The sequence below is a fragment of the Alkalimarinus coralli genome (assembly GCF_023650515.1).
GTDB lineage: Bacteria > Pseudomonadota > Gammaproteobacteria > Pseudomonadales > Oleiphilaceae > Alkalimarinus > Alkalimarinus coralli.
In genome coordinates, this window is the sequence record NZ_CP096016.1 from 2,493,038 (window position 1) to 2,513,019 (window position 19,982).

At 45.8% G+C, this 19,982-nt stretch carries 17 protein-coding genes; 13 read left to right on the top strand and 4 right to left on the bottom strand.

The window, feature by feature from the left end; translation table 11 throughout:
• Nucleotides 1-84: 84 nt before the first annotated feature.
• A complete protein-coding gene (gene dnaE / locus MY523_RS11075) occupies nt 85-3,561 on the bottom strand; it encodes a DNA polymerase III subunit alpha (RefSeq protein ID WP_250654766.1) in 3,477 nt (1,158 codons plus the stop codon).
• 48 nt (nt 3,562-3,609) lie between these two features.
• On the bottom strand, nt 3,610-4,575 hold the full coding sequence (locus tag MY523_RS11080) for a sensor domain-containing diguanylate cyclase (protein WP_250654767.1): 966 nt from the start codon (nt 4,573-4,575) through the stop codon (nt 3,610-3,612).
• Between the two features lie 562 nt (nt 4,576-5,137).
• On the opposite strand from MY523_RS11080, the gene MY523_RS11085 reads away from it, so the two are divergent.
• The 7 genes from MY523_RS11085 to MY523_RS11115 all read left to right on the top strand — a co-directional run bounded on the left by MY523_RS11085 (nt 5,138) and on the right by MY523_RS11115 (nt 10,801).
• On the top strand, nt 5,138-5,602 hold the full coding sequence (locus MY523_RS11085) for a YHS domain-containing (seleno)protein (protein WP_250654768.1): 465 nt from the start codon (nt 5,138-5,140) through the stop codon (nt 5,600-5,602).
• 121 nt (nt 5,603-5,723) lie between these two features.
• Entirely contained in the window at nt 5,724-6,251 is a 528-nt protein-coding gene (locus tag MY523_RS11090) for a hypothetical protein (protein WP_250654769.1), read from the top strand.
• A 164-nt stretch (nt 6,252-6,415) separates the two neighbouring features.
• Nucleotides 6,416-7,222: a D-alanine--D-alanine ligase family protein gene (locus tag MY523_RS11095; RefSeq protein WP_250654770.1), complete on the top strand. Its 807-nt coding sequence runs from the start codon at nt 6,416-6,418 to the stop codon at nt 7,220-7,222.
• Entirely contained in the window at nt 7,209-8,117 is a 909-nt protein-coding gene (locus tag MY523_RS11100; RefSeq protein ID WP_250654771.1) for a cyanophycin synthetase, read from the top strand. The genes MY523_RS11095 and MY523_RS11100 overlap by 14 nt, the downstream gene beginning before the upstream one ends.
• Nucleotides 8,117-9,409: a hypothetical protein gene (locus MY523_RS11105; RefSeq protein ID WP_250654772.1), complete on the top strand. Its 1,293-nt coding sequence runs from the start codon at nt 8,117-8,119 to the stop codon at nt 9,407-9,409. The genes MY523_RS11100 and MY523_RS11105 overlap by 1 nt, the downstream gene beginning before the upstream one ends.
• Before the next feature lie 4 nt (nt 9,410-9,413).
• Entirely contained in the window at nt 9,414-10,037 is a 624-nt protein-coding gene (locus tag MY523_RS11110; RefSeq protein ID WP_250654773.1) for a DinB family protein, read from the top strand.
• Nucleotides 10,025-10,801 carry an NRDE family protein gene (locus MY523_RS11115; RefSeq protein WP_250654774.1) on the top strand — a complete coding sequence of 259 codons (777 nt, stop codon included), beginning with the start codon at nt 10,025-10,027 and terminating at the stop codon, nt 10,799-10,801. The genes MY523_RS11110 and MY523_RS11115 overlap by 13 nt, the downstream gene beginning before the upstream one ends.
• Here MY523_RS11115 and MY523_RS11120 read toward each other — a convergent pair.
• Nucleotides 10,747-11,202: a TlpA family protein disulfide reductase gene (locus MY523_RS11120; RefSeq protein WP_250654775.1), complete on the bottom strand. Its 456-nt coding sequence runs from the start codon at nt 11,200-11,202 to the stop codon at nt 10,747-10,749. The two genes, MY523_RS11115 and MY523_RS11120, sit on opposite strands and share 55 nt — an antisense overlap.
• Nucleotides 11,203-11,300: 98 nt before the next feature.
• On the opposite strand from MY523_RS11120, the gene arsC reads away from it, so the two are divergent.
• From arsC to MY523_RS11150, 6 genes are all read left to right on the top strand, one after another.
• Complete coding sequence (gene arsC, locus MY523_RS11125) at nt 11,301-11,654, top strand: arsenate reductase (glutaredoxin) (protein WP_250654776.1); 354 nt, start codon at nt 11,301-11,303, stop codon at nt 11,652-11,654.
• A gap of 108 nt (nt 11,655-11,762) precedes the next feature.
• Entirely contained in the window at nt 11,763-12,368 is a 606-nt protein-coding gene (gene wrbA / locus MY523_RS11130; RefSeq protein WP_250654777.1) for an NAD(P)H:quinone oxidoreductase, read from the top strand.
• Nucleotides 12,369-12,397: 29 nt separating this feature from the next.
• A complete protein-coding gene (locus MY523_RS11135) occupies nt 12,398-12,763 on the top strand; it encodes a DUF2069 domain-containing protein (RefSeq protein WP_250654778.1) in 366 nt (121 codons plus the stop codon).
• 143 nt (nt 12,764-12,906) lie between these two features.
• The gene (gene tfpB, locus MY523_RS11140; RefSeq protein WP_250654779.1) at nt 12,907-14,676 is read left to right on the top strand and encodes a type IV pilus assembly ATPase TfpB; all 1,770 of its coding nucleotides are present in this window, start codon (nt 12,907-12,909) and stop codon (nt 14,674-14,676) included.
• A gap of 170 nt (nt 14,677-14,846) precedes the next feature.
• Entirely contained in the window at nt 14,847-17,270 is a 2,424-nt protein-coding gene (locus MY523_RS11145; RefSeq protein WP_250654780.1) for an efflux RND transporter permease subunit, read from the top strand.
• A 24-nt stretch (nt 17,271-17,294) separates the two neighbouring features.
• Nucleotides 17,295-18,083 (top strand): outer membrane lipoprotein-sorting protein, encoded by a 789-nt coding sequence (locus tag MY523_RS11150; RefSeq protein WP_250654781.1) that lies wholly within the window; start codon nt 17,295-17,297, stop codon nt 18,081-18,083.
• 111 nt (nt 18,084-18,194) lie between these two features.
• Here MY523_RS11150 and MY523_RS11155 read toward each other — a convergent pair whose 3' ends face one another.
• Nucleotides 18,195-19,937 carry a carboxypeptidase-like regulatory domain-containing protein gene (locus tag MY523_RS11155; RefSeq protein WP_250654782.1) on the bottom strand — a complete coding sequence of 581 codons (1,743 nt, stop codon included), beginning with the start codon at nt 19,935-19,937 and terminating at the stop codon, nt 18,195-18,197.
• Nucleotides 19,938-19,982: the final 45 nt, after the last annotated feature.

A 19,982-nucleotide genomic window follows, 5' to 3' on the forward strand; every position in this document is an offset into this window, starting at 1 on the left:
TAACGCTGCCAGCCGATGGTCAGTAGTTTCTGCAATGCAACTATTAAACCACAAGGCTAGCGGGCAGGGAAACTCGCAACTTACTTAGTCTCGGTAACGCATTTTGACATTAGGCGCACCTAATACATATCTTAAGCCTTGAATCAGTTCATCTGTAGGCTTAACCTGCCATTCGTTTCCTAGTTCGATCATTGATCGCGCATCGCTTCGATGATAATCGATAGCCACTTTGCAACCTTCGCCTTTATAGGGCGTCAATGTTTGCTCAAGCTCATTGACAAAACCATTCACAAAAACAGCTTCATCTACCTTCAAATAGAGTGACCTGGCATGCCGCATGCGGGCGCTCAAAATATCATATGCCGAGTTCACTCTCATTTTTGTAGAGCCAGAGTAGTCGTCGATACTGACTTCACCCTCAACAACGAGAATCGTATCGCTTATTAACAACTCTCTATACTGTTCATAGTTATCTGAGAAAAATGCGATCTCTGTCCTGGCTGTCCGGTCATCAATGGTCACGAAGGCCATTGTATTGCCTTTTTTGTTTTTCATCGTTCGTACAGCAACGATTAGCCCGGCAATATTGATATTACCTTTCCCGGGCTGTATATCGGCTATCGGGGTTTTCGCAAACTGCCTGACTTCTCGTTCATATTCATCAAAAGGATGGCCGGTGAGGTAGAGCCCCAGAGTATCTTTTTCAAGTTTCAGACGCTCTTTCTCGCTCCACTCTCGAATATTGGCACTCTCGGCATACACATCTTCTGCTTCGTCGGAGATAACCTCGCCAAACATATCATCCATGCCCACACTCTGGTTGCGACTGTTTTGGTCTGCTCGTCGACCGGCCTCTTCGATGCTGGCCATGAGCCGGCCCCGGCTAGGCCCGATGTGATCCATAGCGCCTGACTTGATCAACGCTTCCAATGCCCGCTTATTGACCTTTTTCATGTCAACGCGATCACATAAATCAAATATACTGGTAAATGGCCCACCCGCTTTACGCGCTTCGATAATGCTTTCGATAGGCCCTTCACCAAGCCCTTTTATAGCCCCCAAGCCGTATACGACACGATCATTTTCATCAACGGTGAAAGTGTATTCACTGACATTAACATCAGGAAGAACCAGCTCAAGCTCCATGCGACGACACTCTTCAACCAATATCACCACTTTATCGGTGTTTTGCATATCCGCTGTCAGTACCGCTGCCATAAACTCAGCCGGGTAGTGCGTCTTTAACCAGAGTGTCTGGTAGGAAACAAGTGCATAAGCAGCAGAGTGAGATTTGTTAAACCCGTACCCCGCAAACTTTTCCACCAGATCAAATATCTTCATCGCAAGTACCGGGTCAATGCCCTGCCCCTTCGCCCCTTCTGCGAAGATCTCACGCTGCTTAGCCATCTCTTCAGGCTTTTTCTTACCCATTGCTCGCCGCAGCATATCTGCGCCGCCAAGTGTATAACCCGCCAAGGCCTGAGCAATCTGCATAACCTGCTCTTGATAGACAATAACACCGTAGGTCGGTTCAAGAATGGGTTTTAAGCACTCATGCTGGAAATCTACGTGAGGATAAGCAACATCCGCTTTACCGTGCTTACGTGCGATAAAGTCATCCACCATGCCCGATTCGAGCGGCCCCGGTCGGAACAATGCCACCAGTGCGATCATGTCTTCCAGATCATCGGGCTGCAACCGGCTCACCAGATCTTTCATACCACGAGATTCAAGCTGGAATACCGCGGTGGTCTCTGCTCTTTTAAGCAGCGCAAATGAAGGTGGATCATCCAGAGGGATTCGGTCAATATTGACAGGGTCATGCGCCATCTTTCGCGCATTGATCATTTTCAGCGCCCAATCAACAATGGTAAGGGTTCTTAAACCAAGAAAGTCAAACTTTACCAGTCCTGCTGATTCAACGTCATTTTTGTCGAACTGGGTCACCAGACCATCGCCCTGGTCATCACAATGCAATGGCGAAAAGTCGGTTAGTTTGGTTGGCGCTATAACCACCCCTCCAGCATGCTTACCGGTATTTCGGGTTAGACCTTCAAGCTTTAGCGCCATCTCCCAGATTTCCTGGGCGTCTTCGTCCTGATCGAGAAACTCTCTGAGCTGGGGCTCAACATCGACAGCCTTGGCCAATGTCATGCCGATTTCGAAAGGGATCATTTTTGACAGCCGATCTGCCAAGCCATAAGACTTCCCCTGTACTCGCGCCACATCGCGCACAACCGCCTTTGCGGCCATCGTACCAAAGGTAATGATTTGTGATACAGCATTTCGGCCATAGTTATCAGCCACATAGCTAATAACTCTATCTCGACCATCCATGCAGAAGTCGATATCAAAGTCAGGCATCGAAACCCGCTCAGGGTTTAGGAATCGCTCAAAGAGAAGGTCATATTGCAGCGGGTCAAGGTCTGTAATCTTAAGCACATAGGCCACTAACGAACCGGCACCTGAACCTCGCCCGGGGCCAACAGGAATATCGTTATTTTTTGACCACTGTATAAAGTCCATTACGATCAAAAAATAACCGGGAAACCCCATCTGGATGATAATGTCTAACTCAAATTTCAGGCGATCTAGATAGGGCTGTCGCTTCTCCTGATAGTTTTCATCATTTTTATCCAGTATTGTTTCGAGCCTTTCTTCCAAACCCTCTTCTGAGATTTTTCGAAAGAACTCATCCATCGTCATTCCCTCGGGAATGGGATAGTTAGGCAGAAAGTACTCACCCAGCTGAACTTCTACATTGCACCGCTTGGCAATTTCCAACGTATTTTCAAGCGCTTCCGGGATATCCGAAAACAGTTCCGCCATCTGCTCAGGGCTTTTCAGGTACTGTTCCGCGCTATAGAGTTTATTTCTTCGAGGGTCATCTATGGTGCAACTGTCATGAATACAGACCCTTGTTTCATGGGCTTCAAAATCCTCAGTGGCGAGAAAGTGAACATCATTGGTAGCCACAACGGGGCAGTTCATTTCGGCCGCCAGCTCAACGCTTAGATGAACACACTCTTCATCATTTACACGCCCGGTTCGTTGAAGCTCTAAATAAAAGCCTTCAGGAAATACCTCCATCCAGTAACGAAGGCGCTCTTTGGCCAGCTCTTTTTTGCCTGATAGCAGCGCACGCCCAATCTCGCCAATTTTGGCTCCAGAGAGAGCAATAACGCCTTCGGATGCTTCTTCTATCCACGCTTTCTCGATAATCGCCTTTTCATGCCGCTGGCCTTCTGTAAAACCTCTGGACACAAGCTCTGTAATATTCCTATAACCCACATCATTTCGAGCATAGAGCGTTATTCGGCTCGGATTTTCATCTTCTTCAGGATTACTCAGCCATAAGTCAACACCAATGATGGGTTTAATCCCCGCCCCCATGGTTCCATTGTAGAACTTTACCAACGCACACATGTTTGACTGATCAGTCAAGGCCACTGCGGGCATATTGTATTCGGCCACTTTTTTAATTAGCGGTTTAAGCCTAACGGCACCATCTACAAGGGAGAACTCGGAGTGAATTCTTAGGTGTACAAAAGGGACAGACATAAATACTTCTATTTAACTAATAAATTAAACGCCAATATTCAGCGACCGTTAGCTTAACAGGTCATCTTCGGCAAACTGTAACAGATCATCATATCGATCAATTTCAAAGTCTTCATCATTTTGGGCAACCCCATGATAAACGGCAACCCCAATTCTGAACTCAACCCACTCTTGCAGCTCCCGCTCATCAAGATACCGTTCAATTTTAGCTTTAATGCGAGCAGCCAATATTTCAGAGCCTACACCATTGGTATGGGGTAATAACGCCACAATGCGCTTTTCACTATAACGTGCGGCCTGATCAGAGTTGCGTAACACGCCTTGAACCACCTGAGCGACATCCGCCAATACGTTAACAAATGCTTCAACAGGGAGCTCTGGAAGGCTTTCATGGTGAGTGGCCAGATCAATCAGGACTATTGACAGATCCTGCTGATAACGCTTGCTACGATTAAACTCGCTGCTCAGCCAGGACTCCCAGTAAGCGCGACTGCTAAGGCCTGTCACCTCATCTCGCAAGCTATTTTGTTCTAGCTCCAGTTCGAGTTCATTGCCACGAATTTCATGTCGAATTAGGGCAGATATGTTCTTAAGGCAGATCGCTACACACTTTTCAGGCTCTCCTTCACCTTCACCTTCACCTTCACCTTCACCTTCACCTTCACCTTCACCTTCACCGCCATAGCTTAAAGGCCGTGCCTGTAGACTGAAGTGCCGCTCAACCTCCTGAGCGTCAGTGATAATCAAATGGTCACTTAACCAATGAGGATCATCCCCTTTAAATGTTGCATCAACCAAGCTGGATAGTTTGTCCGCAAAAGATGCAGTAAATGCGGAACTCAAGTCAACACCTAACAAACCGGAGTTTGCGTTTGATAATTGACTTTTAGTCATATTTTGAAATGTATGATTACTGTAGCGAATGGTGAATTTCCTATCCACAAGCATCACGCCATCTTGCCAGCTATCAACCAATTGGCTGCATAGCCCATTTAATTCAGGTTCAGAGAACATATTCGGCATTCATTCCTTAAAAAATACACTCAGAGAACATAACAAGGCCGCGTCACTGAACCCTGAGAGGTCTTAGTTATTATTATTGCTTAACCATAGTTGGTCACAAAAAGGTGATATTACCATGCCGCAGAAAACAACACAGTACGAATAATCGCATTATCTAGCTAATTATTTAATTCATATGAGACCTTTGCACGATGTTATGAGCGAAGCAAAGACAAGGCAAAAAATGACGAAAAAGCGCAGTTTATGAGTAATAAATGAGCATTTTGAGTCATTTTTTAACGCTGTATTTGTAAGCGCAGTAGTCGTGAAAAGGTCTCCATATAACTATTCTTCAAGCTGTACAGCAAAACACCTCCCCTCCTCCACTATAAGCGTTCACGTTAATGGCCTGTTAGACAACCGTTTTCTTATTGGGATAGTTTCGTGATAAATCGTTCCTATACTTTTAATCATAGGTGTTCAGGCTGACAGCCGCACAATTATCTATGCATCACTTGGCATAGCAGTGCAATCGTTGCAGGTGGACATATACGCCGTTTTTGGAGGACAAAAGATGATACAGCAAAAGTCTCAGCACAACGTAATATCAGCGCTGCTATTGGTTTGCGCCTTAACGCTGACACAGTCAGCCCTTGCCGCCCCCCCCATTTATACATCCTTTTTTAGTGACGTTGCAGTATCTGGCTATGACGTGGTCGCATACTTTACCGAGCACTCTCCAGTTAAGGGTAATCCTGAGCTCTCTACTGAATACAAGGGGGCCGAGTGGCATTTCAGCAGCCAGGAAAACCTTGATGCCTTTAAGTCAAACCCTGAAAAATACGCCCCTCAATACGGAGGGTACTGTGCATGGGCAGTTGCCTATAACAAAACAGCCAAAGGAGACCCCAAACAGTGGGCGATTCACGATGGCAAGTTATATCTGAATTACGATGCCAACATTAAGGCCAAGTGGACAGCTGACCGGGAAAACCTCATTAAGAAAGCCGATTTATATTGGCCGCAACTAATCCAATAACCCATTAGCCCATTAGCCCATTAGCCCGAGTAAACGCTATCGAGCCAGTTAGCAGCAGCCATTTTGACTTAACAGGCGCAGACCGCGCCGAACGATTGATACTAAACTAAAGAGCCAGAAAATGAGAAAACAGATATCCAATATTATTAGCTGGTTAATCGTGCTATGGATTGCAAAGGTATTCCTGCTCTCCCTGCCTTATAAGTTCAGCGGGCACCCGGACACGCAACATATCTTTGGCACAATTGGCTTATGGATGAAAGAGACCTTAGGCCACAGTATAGGGAATGGCTTTATTCAATACGGTGCCTATACCGTTGGAACGGTAGAACTGATTATCTCATTAATACTGCTGGCCCCTGCATTAATCTGGCTGATTCAAAAAAACAGTACACATATTAAGCTTCCATCACAGCATACTTTGCATGGTTTGGGCGGGCTGATGGCAGCAGGTGTTATGTGTGGCGCAGTATTTTTTCATCTGGCAACGCCACTCGGTATCGAAGTGCTTCACAAAGGTAAAAGTGACAACGGCTCTCTGTTTTATGCCGCCGTTTCCATCATATTTTTAGGTGCAACACTGTCATTCATAAGCTACTCCCGCTGGACAGCATCGAGCGTCTCTCAAAGCAGCGTTCAGCTTGAGTAATTAACAGGTAAACGCATACCAGAGCAGCGCATTTTAAAGCAAATTATTAAATTTTAAACAAAGCCATTGGGTTGGAACTCAACGATTGTTTCGGTGTCTGTAGCATGATGATTCGCTTATTGCTTATAACAACGTATATAGTTTTTTGCCTCGTGCAGAGAGTCATGCCGAGCAGATACTTTCAGCTGAATGCCTCATATTTTAATGAGCAAAGAGGCATTTTTTCAAAGCTGGATATGGATCGGTTAATTCCTGATGCCTGGCGACTGCAACAGTTTCTGGATATCGGCAACAAATATCCATCACACTACCCCGTTTTTGTAAAACCCGAATGGGGGCAAAACTCTCACGGCATTCAGCGTGCAGACTCCGCAGCAGACCTGGATGCAATACGAAAAGCACGAAAAGATGATTCATTAAATTATCTAATACAAAGTGCGGCAAACGGAGAGAGGGAGTTTGAAGTGTTTATTATCCCCTCCTCGTCATCAGCAATAGAGGGTAACAAATCGACAGTACCTGCGGTTATATCAATTACTGAAACAGTTAATAACCAACAACAGCACTACCCAATCAACGGGATTTACAACCCATCGACCCGTTACCAAGATATTACCAGTAAGGTAGATCCGCGGGACTTGCAGGCGCTTAGCCAGAAGCTACAGAAGGTTGGCCATTTTCGTATCTCGCGCTTTGGCCTAAGAGCCAACTCAATTAAATCGCTAATCAATGGAAAATTTCAAATCATTGAAATAAACCTGTTTTTGCCCATGCCATTAACATTACTGGCAAGCAATGTTGGCACTAAGGAAAAATGGGCCTTCTGCATCAGAAGCATGTGGCATTTAGCCAAAGCAACTAAGAGCATCCCCCAGACACAACCGCATAAAGCGGTATTTTTTAAAAAACTCAGACTATCTCGGTCGCTTAAACTGACCACTAAAGTGAGACCTTACGATGAACGCGCTTAAAAAAATAATATACCAGTGGATCAGCCGAAAATTTATGAATGGCTGCAGCAGCTACAACAGCTTGGAGGTCAGAAAAAGCTGCCGATCCAAACAACAAGCGCGTGCCGTGTTTGCTACAGGCAATGTTCCGCACGCCAAGGGCGAAATATTTCTTAACCCTTTTGCCGCGATCAGGTTTGCCCGTGAGCATGGTTTCCCGTTAGTGATTAAACCCAATGTCAGCGGTTTTTCCAGAGGCAGCCACTTCCCTATCAATAGCTTTAAGGAGCTATGGAAGGCGATCTTTTTCGCCAAACTATGGTGGCCAACAACCGTAGTTGAGCAGTACCTGGAAGGAAGAAACTATCGGGTGGTTGTCGCTCAAGGCAAAATCATGTCGGTACTGCAGCGGTATGCCCCCTTTGTTGAAGGCAATGGGCACGATTCTATCAGCACCTTAATAGATGCTGAGAACAGTGTGCGAGAGCAAATGGGGCTCTACCCATGCATACACCCGCTACAGAAGGGTTCAGTAACGCAACATTTTCTCAAAAAGAAAAACTACACGCTCGATACCGTGCCAGCCAAAGGTGAAGTGGTCAACCTGTTCTACCGTATATCTCTCGCCCCAGGCGGGGTTGTTCGCACAATCGAAAAACAGACCATCCCCACAGTAAATCAAACACTGTTCAAAGATGTTCTGGAACTGTTTGATGCCAATATTCTTGGCATAGACGTTATTTTTGAAAAAGGCATCGAGTTTGATTACCGAGATCAAAAGTGCATTTTCTTGGAAGTCAATTCTCGCCCGTATCTGAAAATGCACGACTTTCCACGATATGGAAAGAAAGAAGATTTGTCCGGCTATTTTGAAGAGCTAGACCAACTTAACATTACACAGACAGAAATATTCTAATGATATTTACTAGCCGACAGTTTTATTTATTTTCCGGTTACCACTCGCTACTCATTGGGCTGCTCCCCTTTTTTCTGCCCATACTGCTGTGGGAGAGCGGCGCATCACTGTCAATCATCTCTGGCTTTATTGCACTAACCGCTGTCAGTTTTATCGCCACATTATGGTGCTGGGATCGATTGAGATATAGCGGCATGTGGCGCTCGATTATCCTGCTCTCATTTCTGCTAGAGATGCTCATGGTCATTGTCCTTACTGTGGCAGAAGGGCTATTAACATTTGCTTGTTTGGCTTGGCTAAATGGTGCCTATAGCTGTTTTTATTGGTCTACACACCGGGTCATGTTTAGTGAGGCCACCTCTCAGGAAAATACCGGAAAAACCTTTGGCAATATGCAGATAATTGTCGTTGTACTGCTTAAACTGGGCATTATTGCAGGGGCATACTTGCTGGAAAATCAGGGCATGAGTGCAATAGTGCTGAGTTCTGCGGCCATAGCATCACTGGCTCTGTTAAACCTTATATCTATAAATCACTGGAACTTGCGCTCTGCCACCTCAGAAAAACAGACGCGCCCTCTTACCATTAATAACGTTAAATCGTTTAATGACTCAAATAACTCTAAATTTATATTTTTGCTTGATGGACCGTTTCTATTTCTGGAAAGCTATTTCTGGATTCTTTCGCTCTATCTAATATCAGGTAGTAGTTATCTAACGCTGGGCATTATCGTTGTGTCACTGACCGCTCTGCTATCTATGCTGTTTTTCTTCATTAAAAATAGAATTGATCAAGCAAACTCCCAACGAATTTTTGCGGGCGCCGTATTGCTTTACGCGCTATCTTGGTTGTTGCGCGGAAACATTGACATCGGAGGTTCAGGCGTTGCGCTCTATGCAATGGTTTTGGTCATCGCGTTCATGACGACATTTTTCCGCCTTGCGTTCAACAAGCGTTTTTTCGACATCGCCAAAAGTTACACATCGCATGAGTATATTATTTTAAAGAGTTATTACTCCCAGTTTGGTATTGCGGTCTGCTTTGGTATCGCATCGCTGCTTTTTGCCTTTGTGATTTCAGCAGATAGCAAACAATTGCTTACAGCCATGTACTGGCTGGCCTGCCCTATTGCTCTTGCCTATGGGGTTTATGCGCACCGTTTATTTAGCACGCTAAGCCTCTCTCCCTCCTCCACCAGGCATTCTGTAGACGATAACGCTACAGGTGAAGACTGGGCCGGGCACAACAACAGGGCTATTAATCGATCACTACAATTGCAGGACAGCAGGTAAAAATATGAACAGCTCTATTTCAGGCAGCCTAGAGACGATTGACCAGATGATCAGCTTTATCGAGGGACTCTCAGATAAAGAGTATCAGTATATTGCCAAACCATTATTCGACAGTTCCATTGGTCAGCATTTGAGACATATAGTAGATCTCTACCTCGCGTTGATGAGCAGCGCGCAGCTCGGCCGCATCAACTCAGCTAAAACGATCCGTTCTGCAAGCACGGCCAGCCCGGTTAGCACGATTAACTACGATATTAGACGCCGAGGCGCGTTAATCGAAACTGAAAAACAGACCGGCCTTTCTGAGTTGGCAGATATTCGTGCATGGCTTATACAAAATAGCCACACAAACATGACGCAGGAAGTATGGATCAGCACTGAAGTATCGTTATCGTCTCAGACAACTGAACTGTTTAAGTCCTCTCTAGGTCGAGAACTCTGCTTCGCCTCAAGTCATTTAACCCATCACTTAGCCATTATGGCCGCCATTGCCAAAGTATCAGGAAAGGACGTAGATTCTAGCATCGGCCTGGCGCCAACAACCGCAACATTTACACGAGAACAAACTCAATGCACCGGAGGCAGTCAAACAGATAGCGCAACAAGGAATCAACTATGTGCACATTGAGTTGGGCCGCATCAGGGTCAAGCTATCAGTTGTTCTTCAATCGTGACGAACAGAGAACCAGGCAACCGGCGCTACCTCCTGAAATCATTACTCATGATGGCGTTTCGGCCCTGATGCCCGTAGACCCCCAAGGGGGTGGCAGCTGGATATCGGTTAATGAATACGGCCTAGGCCTGTGCCTGCTTAACTTTTATCAGGGCAGAACACCATCAGGCTCACTAACGAGCCGGGGACAATTGCTGCGCTCTCTCGCCTGCTTACCCACAATCAGTGAAGTCAGTGGGCATATTTATAATACACGTCTGACAAATTATGCGCCGTTCACCCTGGTAGTGTTTCAGCCAGTCTTCTCGAAAACAAGCCCTGCTACAGCCATTACCTACTTTCAATGGGACGGGCAGAGCCTCAGCAAAGGCAAGCCCAATAGCCCACTAACATCATCCTCTGTAGATTTTAACGTGGTTTCAGGTTGTCGCTATAACCGCTATACCGAACAGGTTGTACACCACACACCGTTGGAGCTTGTTGATTATCATCGAAGCCATGACGGGGAGAAAAACCACCGTTCTGTGTGTATGCATAGAGACGATGCCAAGACGGTAAGCCTGAGCCATATAACACTTTCAGGCCAAACGGCCAGTTTCCATTATCAACCCGGATCGCCCTGCGAAAACATGCCGGGTGAGACCTCTTCGATCACAGTAAGGCGTTACGATTCGTCATCAAGCGAGTTCAGTTTTTCAGAAATAGAATCAACCGTTTGAGGCCCAAAAAGAACCTCTCTTGTCTTACCTGATCGATCAATAAGTACTGTCGCAGGTAAGACAGCAGGCCGTTCTATCTTTATACTTTTTGACGGGTCATTGATAATCATACCGTAATTAATGCCCAGCGCCTCAGCTTCGCGCGCTAACTCTTCACCTAGCAGGCCATCAAAGTTAACGCCCAGAACCGCAATATCTGCTTTTTTATTCAGGAGGTTTAACTGGGGAATCTCTTCAATGCAGGGCTTACACCATGACGCCCAATAATTTATGACGAGCCAGTTATTTTTGAACTCATTCAACGGCTTCTGCTCACCATTGGACAGCGTGAACTCTACCTGCCCGCAGCCAGATATCATCACACTAATAATTAGCATCACCATACGAACAGAACCAACCATTACACCCTCGCAAAACAATAAGATAATGTGCCAATAATGATACGCTAACAGAAATCTTATAGAATAGCGGCATTCGATTCAGCAAAGTAGGAATAACCATGACAACTAACGCAACGATCTATCATAACCCTCGATGCTCAAAGTCACGTCAAACCCTGGCGCTATTAGAAGAAAAGGGGGTTAACCCCGAGATTGTTCTGTACCTGGAGACGCCGCCATCAGCAGAGCAGTTAAAAGACATTTTAGCCAAGCTATCTATGCAGCCCAGACAGCTAATGCGCACGAAAGAGGCGCTATACAAAGAAAACGGTTTGGCTGATACCTCTTTGTCTGACGACCAGCTTATTGATGCCATGGTCAAGTTCCCCAAATTGATTGAGCGCCCCATTGTGATTGCAAATAACAAAGCGGCTTTGGGCCGCCCTCCTGAAGACGTGCTTGAGATTTTATAAGCGCGTCAATCGTGAACTCATGCATCTGCATAAATTCACCCGGGCTGAAACCTAAAGCCATTAGATCTAAACACTCCATCTAATGGCTTTTCAAACAGAGACCTTGTTATGAGTACCGAAAACCGTTATGTACTGGTGCTTTACTATAGCCGACATGGCGCAACAAAAGAGATGGCGATGCATATTGCACGGGGCGTCGAGCAAGTAAAAGGTATTCGGTCAATGATTCGAACCGTTCCCGCCATATCGGCAACCTGTGAGGCGGTTGATGAAGAAATTCCCTCAGAGGGCGCTCTTTACTGCACTAACGACGAGCTGAAAAATTGCGCTGGTCTGGTGTTAGGTAGCCCGACCCGGTTCGGCAATATGGCTGCACCATTAAAATACTTTCTTGATGGCACATCAGATATATGGCTGAGTGGCGCGTTAAAAGATAAACCCGCCGGAGTATTTACTTCGACCGGCAGCCTTCATGGGGGGCAAGAGTCTACACTGCTGACGATGATGTTACCGTTACTCCACCATGGCATGGTTATTTCAGGTATACCCTATTCAGCACCGGAGCTTAATACCACCACCGATGGCGGAACACCCTATGGTGCCAGCCATTGGGCAAGCGACAAAAAAAGAAGCACGTTATCAAACACAGAGCAAACCTTATGCCTGACGCAAGGCAGACGGGTTGCCGAATTAGCATCCAGACTTAGCCGCTAACGACGAAAAACCAATAGAGATAAAGCAACATGACACTGAACCAAAAAGTTAAATATTCCCAAGCCATCGCACTACTATCTTATCTGTTGCTGCTGGTTCTAATGGTCATATCGACTATTTTTTCTACACTCCCGCCAGAAGCATCCAGAGGTTTTATGCTGGCGATTAAAGTGGTTCCACTGATCATTTTTTTACCTGGGCTACTAAAAGGCAATCTTAGAGCCCATATTTGGTTATGCTTCGTCGTACTATTCTATTTTACGCGATCTGTTGTAGATGCGTTCCTGACAGAAGGCGCTATATTGGAAGCCATCACAACAGCGACGACTGTGGTTTTATTTCTTGCGTCGATGATGAATGTCTACTGGCAAAAGCGCACCGGAGTTCAACTGTAATCTCTGTGCACATCAGATAACGATAATCCCTGCGGGCCTCAGGCATAAAGCTAAACAACCGTTATACTTAATATGCAATCAAGCACCACCAGTAGTACTAGCGGCTATTTTTCTGGTTAACTTAGACGGACTGTATCATTAAAATGAATAATGTTGTTTCGCAAAAAATAAAAAAAACATTGGCTCTATCCGACGTTGTTAATCAGCTAGTGGCTGATGGAATCATTAACCAGGAAGACTCAGATCAACTCGTCAATCAATCGAAGTCAAGACAACAACTGTCTCTCCATCCACTGGAAATAGTCGCAGAAGCTAACCTTAAAAATCGTTTGACTGATGAAATCCTTACACTGGATGCGCTGAGCCAATGGCTCGCCGACTGGGCCGAACAACCTCTATTCCATATTGACCCGCTTAAGGTCGATGCAAGCGGTATTGCCAATGCCATGTCATTTGCCTTTGCACAACGACATGGCATTCTAGCGGTGAGCATTTCCCCCACTCAAGTAGTCGTGGCAAGCGCACAGCCATTTGTTGATGACTGGGTAGAGAACCTGCAGCATGTACTGCGCAAAAGCATCAAACATGTGGTCGCCAACCCATCTGACTTAAAACGTTTTACCATTGAATTCTACCAGCTCGCCAACTCCGTCAATAAAGCCACAGGTCAATCTCAAAGCAGTATTCAAAACTTTGAACAAATGCTTCAGCTTGGCAGCGATGCAAACCCCGATGCCAACGACCAGCACATCGTCAATATTGTCGACTGGCTTCTTCAGTATGCATTTGAACAACGGGCCAGTGACATTCACATTGAGCCTCGTCGCGAGATTTCCCAGGTTCGATTTCGTATTGATGGCGTATTGCATAATGTATACGAACTCCCCGCTCAGGTGGGTGTAGCCGTCATTAGCCGGCTGAAAATTCTAGGGCGACTTAACGTTGCGGAAAAGCGTAAACCACAGGATGGGCGTATCAAAACCAAAGGCGAAAACGATAAAGAGATCGAGCTTCGCCTTTCAACCTTGCCAACGGCCTTTGGCGAGAAAATGGTTATGCGGATATTCGACCCTGATGTACTGCTTCGTTCGTTCCCTGACTTGGGGTTCTCAGCTGAAGATAGCCGCCGCTGGGAACATATGGCGACACAGCCGAACGGTATTATTCTGGTAACGGGACCGACAGGTTCAGGAAAAACAACCACCCTTTACTCAACACTGAGACAACTGGCAACCACAGAAGTGAATGTCTGCACCATAGAAGACCCCATTGAGATGGTAGAGCCGTTGTTTAACCAGATGCAGGTTCAACCCAATATCGACCTCTCGTTTTCGAGTGGCATTAAAGCTCTGATGAGACAAGACCCGGACATCATCATGATTGGTGAAATCCGAGACCTTGAAACGGCAGAAATGGCCACACAAGCCGCGCTCACGGGTCATTTGGTGCTTTCCACACTGCATACCAACGATGCCCCAAGCACAATCACCCGACTCATAGAATTAGGTGTTCCCTCTTATATCATTAAAGCAACGGTGCTCGGCGTAATGGCACAACGGCTGGTTCGAACCTTATGCCCCAAGTGCAAAGAACAGCACCCTATTGATGAAGAGGCCTGGAAGAGCATAACCGCCCCTTGGCGCGCCCCGGTGCCTCAAAATACCTGTCGCCCTGTTGGTTGCCTCGAATGCAGAGATACCGGATACAAAGGTCGAGCCGGGGTTTATGAAATTATGCCGATCAGCAACACCATAAAGCCTATTATCAGCGACAACTGCGATCTGGAGTCGCTGAGAAAGCAAGCGATTAAAGAGGGCATGCATAGTCTAAGGCTCAGCGGCGCCAATAAAGTGGGGGCAGGCCTCACGACAATCGAAGAAGTGCTAAGAGTGACGCCCCAAAGTATGCGCTAGAGATTCTAGTGCTTGCTCTCGCCTCACAGCCTTTCAGGTGAATTCAGCTCACCTATACCAACATATAATTCGTTTGCAAACAGCCCTATTCTCAGTTTAGTCTAATCTTCTGACCTTCGGTCAATTACCCTTTTACACTGTATACACGCAATCGTGATTTGGATAGCCAGATGATAGATAAATTCAATAATTGGGTCATCAACCACTTTTTCATTACCACACTCATCGTACTAGCTGTTGTAGGTCTTACGGCTACGAACCTCCCCAACATTAAGTTCGACTCAGACTACCGGATATTTTTCAGCGAAGATAATCCACAGCTACAGGCATTTGAAGCGCTACAGGGTAACTACACCAAAAACGATAGTGTGATGTTTGTGGTTGCCCCCAAAGATGGCAATGCATTTTCAGCGAAGACATTATCATTAGTAGAAGATCTGACAGAACAAGCCTGGAAGTTGCCCTACTCTCAACGCGTAGACTCTATCACCAACTATCAGCATACCGAGGCAGAAGATGACGACCTGATCGTCGAAGATTTGGTAAGCAATGCACCGGCAAAAACATCGGAGGAGCTGAACGCTGCACAACAGGTTGCGCTTAACGAGCCCTCTCTGGTCAAAAGGCTCATCGCAGAAGACAGCCGCGTGACTGCAGTTAATGTGACGGTAGAAATTCCTGGCATTAACAACACGAAAGAGCTTCCCGTTGTCATTGATGCTGCTCGCAATTTAAGGCAACAATTTCTGGAAAAATATGACGATGTCGATATCTATCTTACAGGCCGCGTAATCAACAACTATGCGTTTAAAGAAGCAAGTTTGTTTGACCTGTCGCATATTGTTCCCCTGGCATTTCTAATCGCAATGCTTTGTATCTCAGCGTATATGTTCGCTGCCAGTGGAAGCCTCATTACAATGGTAAGTGGCACCATAGCGACATTAGCCGTGATCATTACCTCAATCCTTTTTGCCCAGGGTATCGCCATAGGGTCAGGCATACATATGTCACCACCGGCAGCAAATGCGCCAACCATGATACTGACATTGGCTATCGCAGACAGCATTCATATATTGGTGACATTTTTCCATCATATGCGCCTGGGCGAAGACAAAAAAACAGCGATTCGAGAAAGTTTGCGGATTAACCATCAACCGGTGTTTCTGACCAGTATCACGACGCTGGTGGGCTTTCTTTCGTTGAATTTCAGTGATGCACCGCCATTTAGAGACCTCGGAAACATTGTCGCAATCGGGGTATTTGGCGCTTGGCTGTTTTCTATTACGCTTCTTCCAGCGTTAATGATGATGCTCCCTGTAAAAGTCAAAAAGGCTCATGAAGAGAATGTCGGCTGGACAGGCCGTTTAGCAGATGGGTTAATTAAGCACTATCGGAAAGTGCTGACAGCCAGCATTGTGGCGATTCTAAGCTGCGGGGCTTTCCTGCCTGCTAACGAACTTAATGATGTCTGGTCAGAGTACTTTCATGAAAGCATGCCCCAACGGCAGGCCAGTGATTTTACCAGAACGAACCTTACGGGCTTAAACAACATCTCATACGCCATTGAGTCGGGCGAAGTAGGCGGTATCAGTGAACCAGCCTATCTGACCCAGCTAGACAAGATAACAAAATGGTTCAGACAGCAGCCGGAAGTAATCCATGTTAATACCTTTACCGATGTCATCAAACGACTCAATAAGAATATGCATGGCGATGACCCTGAGTGGTATTCACTGCCAGACAACCGTGAGCTGGCCGCTCAATATTTGCTGCTGTACGAAATGTCATTGCCCTTTGGCCTCGACTTGAACAATCAGATCAATGTCGACAAATCGGCTACGCGACTCACGGTAACGGTTAAAAACCTGTCAACCAATCAACTGCTAGATTTACAGTCACGGGCCAACAGCTGGCTTAGCGAAAACGCAGAAGGCGTGACTATAGGAGAAGGCTCAAGCAGTGACGTCATGTTTGCTCATATTGGTTATCGCAATGTCCGCACCATGCTGGAAGGAACCTTTTTGGCACTGCTACTCATTTCTGCAATGCTTGCAGTAAGCCTTCGATCTTTCAGATACGGGTTAATCAGTCTGCTGCCTAACCTTCTACCCGCGTTCGTAGCATTCGGTTTATGGGGAATGTTTGTCGGCCGCGTCGGCTTGGGGCTTTCGGTCGTAGCAGGCATGACTCTCGGCATCGTAGTGGATTACTCAGTACACTTTCTAAGTAAGTTTCTGCGCGCCAAGCGTGAATCGGGGTTGAGCACCGAAGATGCTATCAGGTATGCTTTCAGCACCGTAGGCGTTGCTTTATTTGTAACGACCATTATTTTGTTTGCCAACTTCTCGGTACTTGCGCTATCTGATTTTGGCCTTAACTCACAAATGGGATTACTCACAGCAGTGACCATCGTTGTCGCGCTACTCATTGATTTTTTCTTTCTACCCCCGTTACTATTGTTTTTGAATAGTAAGGGACACTTAGGTCAAAAGATTGGCCAAAAGAGACAGACTGATAACAAGGCGCAACAAAACTCACAAGCGTCAACCACACCGATAATCGAAGATCCAGCCACTGCCCCGCTGGCTAAATAGCGTGTTTAAGGAGAACAGCTAAAAATGAACAAAACCATATCATCATTACTTATGGGTGCTGCTCTTATTGCACCTGTAACCACCTTTGCTGAAACCCCGGAAGAGAAAGGATATGCAATCGCTGTAGAAGCAGACAACCGAAACCTGGGCTGGAAAGACTCTACTGCGGATATGACCATGGTGCTTCGCAACAAACGTGGCGACGAGAGTGTCCGAACGCTGAGAGTTAAGTCTTTAGAAGTTCAGGATGATGGAGACAAAAGCCTTACTATCTTTGATGAACCAAAAGACGTGCGAGGAACAGCCCTGCTCACCTTCACCCACAAGGTAGAACCGGATGACCAATGGCTCTACCTGCCAGCACTAAAGCGTGTAAAGCGAATTGCATCCCGAAACAAGTCAGGCCCATTTATGGGTAGTGAATTTGCGTTCGAAGATATGAGCTCGCAGGAAATAGAAAAGTACGACTACAAATACCTGAAAGACGAGCCGTGCGGAGAGTTAACCTGCTTTGTCGTAGAACGTTTCCCTAAAGATGAAAACTCAGGCTACACCCGCCAGATTGCATGGATAGACCAAGCCGAATACCGAGTGCAAAAGGTAGATTACTATGATCGTAAAGAGTCTTTACTCAAAACCCTGACGGTATCAAAGTATAACCAGTACCTTGCTAAATACTGGCGTCCATCCGAGAGTTTGATGGTGAATCATCAGACTAAGAAAAGCACAACCTTGACTTGGGAGAACTATCAGTTTCAAACCGGCCTATCTGATAGCGATTTCACAAAAAACAGTTTGAAACGGGCACGGTAGAGCGAAAGAATCCAAGGCCCTTATCGTCTGAAATTGATATCTGTGGATACGCTATTACATATCCACAGATAAAGCGTTTTTGATTAAAAACGTATATTGTTCACATTAAAGCTATGGCGCTGGAGGTGCTTGGCCATTCCACTCTGTTTGCGGAAGCCAATTATTAAGAGGAACCACCTTAAAGCTACCGTCATTAGCCACGACAAACTCAAATACTTCCCAAGCGATATTAGGAGCAGTCGCCAAAGGGTATGTATTCCAGTTTACATTACTACCCACCTCTCCTTTAGGAGGATAAAACATGGTAATCTTTCCATTAATATTCAACTCTACACGAGAATCTGACACCTTCCTTACACTAGGGTAAAATCCTCCAATAATTTCACCAGGAACATCAGGAAAGTAATCACTTAATTCATTTCTTACAACATAGCGGTACGTTCCTGGTTGAGGAAACTGAACAATAATTAAAAGCACCTCCCCAGAGCTAACTCCATCATTAGTGTACATTTCCATAAAGGGAAAACTAAGTAAATCTCCACTACCTCCTTGACCATTAGGAGTCACGAGTCCATCCCAATATGAACTCTCATCTTCATATATAGGAGCATTCAATTCGGCATAAAGAGAGTCAGACTGATCCACAATAGAAGAGTAAAGCCCTGAGTAACGGTCAGCAGGAGTTACCCAACTCATCTTAACGGTAATACCACCACCCGAACTCACCAAACACTGACCTAACTGCTCATCCGTTTTACCGGTCGTTGTATAGAGATTGCTAGTTTGTACCCCTAATTGAAACCCAAATACAGTCACCGATGCATTGGCTTTTGCCGCTACAGAGAAGTTACCCTGTGTATCCGTAACCGTGTTGGCAGAACCGGAATAGTCAACTCCATTGGCAATAACATTTATATTTGGCAATCGGTTGCCTTTAACATCTTCTACACATCCAGTTATTAGTATTTGCTCATACAAATCATCAGCATTCCATGTAGAGAAGTGGCTTACCTCGCCTTCATAATACATTTCTTTGCCGTCCTTCACCAAAACAGCAGAACCCTCCGCAACCCAATATCCAGTCGTTTTATTGTAGTAATACAAAGGAATGGTTGATGGCGGATTACCTGACTTGTCAGATAACGGAATACGGATAGTAGAAACAGTGCCTTCTTTTAAATTTAAGGCGTTACCGGAACTGTCTTCAAAGGTGGCCGTAATAGCACCAAAACTTTCTATTAATCCAGGCGTAGTCGCTGCCCCAGCATTCACGTCAACCATTTCACCTGGCATTAAATTAATATCTTGTGCGGCGTCTATTACCGTAAGATTAAGTGTAACTTCACCGTCAGGGGTACTTCCATCAGCTTTTACCAGCCCTCCCGCAGGCAAAATTACACTGGCCGGAGAGTTGTCGTCGTTGAGAGTCTGTTGCAAACTCGAGTCAAACCGGACAGACAGATCAACGGGTAACATGCTCACATTTAAAATATTATTAACCGACTCCTTATCGAGATAGATAACGTCAGCATGCCCTGCATAGCCAGCCCCTTCAAAGTTGATCAGCAATCTGCCTGCTGGCGGAGTACCGGACAAAGAGTAGCGGCCATCATTATCTGTAATAGTCGAATGCTCACCTGCCGACACCTGAATATTCTGGAGGCCAACACCGGTATCGTAGTTAGTTGCCCAACCTGATACATAGCTCTCAGTAGTAGTTTCTTCAGCATTAGCCTCAAGCACTGTTGTGTCTAACGCACTGGCAGCGGTTGGTGACGTATCTGAGCTACCTCCTCCGCCACAAGCGCTTAAAACCAGACTGGTAATGAATATTGCACTGTATTTTTTGTACATTTTAAATCCTTTTAATAATAATGAGATCAGCCATTCCTTTGACTT

What these genes read in the sequence shown, in the direction of transcription:
- MY523_RS11150 (WP_250654781.1), top strand. Translation starts at nt 17,295, where the DNA reads ATGAACAAAACCATATCATCATTACTTATGGGTGCTGCTCTTATTGCA.
- MY523_RS11100 (WP_250654771.1), top strand. Translation starts at nt 7,209, where the DNA reads ATGAACGCGCTTAAAAAAATAATATACCAGTGGATCAGCCGAAAATTT.
- MY523_RS11105 (WP_250654772.1), top strand. Translation starts at nt 8,117, where the DNA reads ATGATATTTACTAGCCGACAGTTTTATTTATTTTCCGGTTACCACTCG.
- MY523_RS11135 (WP_250654778.1), top strand. Translation starts at nt 12,398, where the DNA reads ATGACACTGAACCAAAAAGTTAAATATTCCCAAGCCATCGCACTACTA.
- MY523_RS11080 (WP_250654767.1), bottom strand. Translation starts at nt 4,575, where the DNA reads ATGTTCTCTGAACCTGAATTAAATGGGCTATGCAGCCAATTGGTTGAT.
- MY523_RS11120 (WP_250654775.1), bottom strand. Translation starts at nt 11,202, where the DNA reads ATGGTTGGTTCTGTTCGTATGGTGATGCTAATTATTAGTGTGATGATA.
- MY523_RS11095 (WP_250654770.1), top strand. Translation starts at nt 6,416, where the DNA reads ATGCCGAGCAGATACTTTCAGCTGAATGCCTCATATTTTAATGAGCAA.
- arsC (WP_250654776.1), top strand. Translation starts at nt 11,301, where the DNA reads ATGACAACTAACGCAACGATCTATCATAACCCTCGATGCTCAAAGTCA.
- MY523_RS11145 (WP_250654780.1), top strand. Translation starts at nt 14,847, where the DNA reads ATGATAGATAAATTCAATAATTGGGTCATCAACCACTTTTTCATTACC.
- MY523_RS11110 (WP_250654773.1), top strand. Translation starts at nt 9,414, where the DNA reads ATGAACAGCTCTATTTCAGGCAGCCTAGAGACGATTGACCAGATGATC.
- tfpB (WP_250654779.1), top strand. Translation starts at nt 12,907, where the DNA reads ATGAATAATGTTGTTTCGCAAAAAATAAAAAAAACATTGGCTCTATCC.
- MY523_RS11090 (WP_250654769.1), top strand. Translation starts at nt 5,724, where the DNA reads ATGAGAAAACAGATATCCAATATTATTAGCTGGTTAATCGTGCTATGG.
- MY523_RS11155 (WP_250654782.1), bottom strand. Translation starts at nt 19,937, where the DNA reads ATGTACAAAAAATACAGTGCAATATTCATTACCAGTCTGGTTTTAAGC.
- MY523_RS11085 (WP_250654768.1), top strand. Translation starts at nt 5,138, where the DNA reads ATGATACAGCAAAAGTCTCAGCACAACGTAATATCAGCGCTGCTATTG.
- wrbA (WP_250654777.1), top strand. Translation starts at nt 11,763, where the DNA reads ATGAGTACCGAAAACCGTTATGTACTGGTGCTTTACTATAGCCGACAT.
- MY523_RS11115 (WP_250654774.1), top strand. Translation starts at nt 10,025, where the DNA reads ATGTGCACATTGAGTTGGGCCGCATCAGGGTCAAGCTATCAGTTGTTC.
- dnaE (WP_250654766.1), bottom strand. Translation starts at nt 3,561, where the DNA reads ATGTCTGTCCCTTTTGTACACCTAAGAATTCACTCCGAGTTCTCCCTT.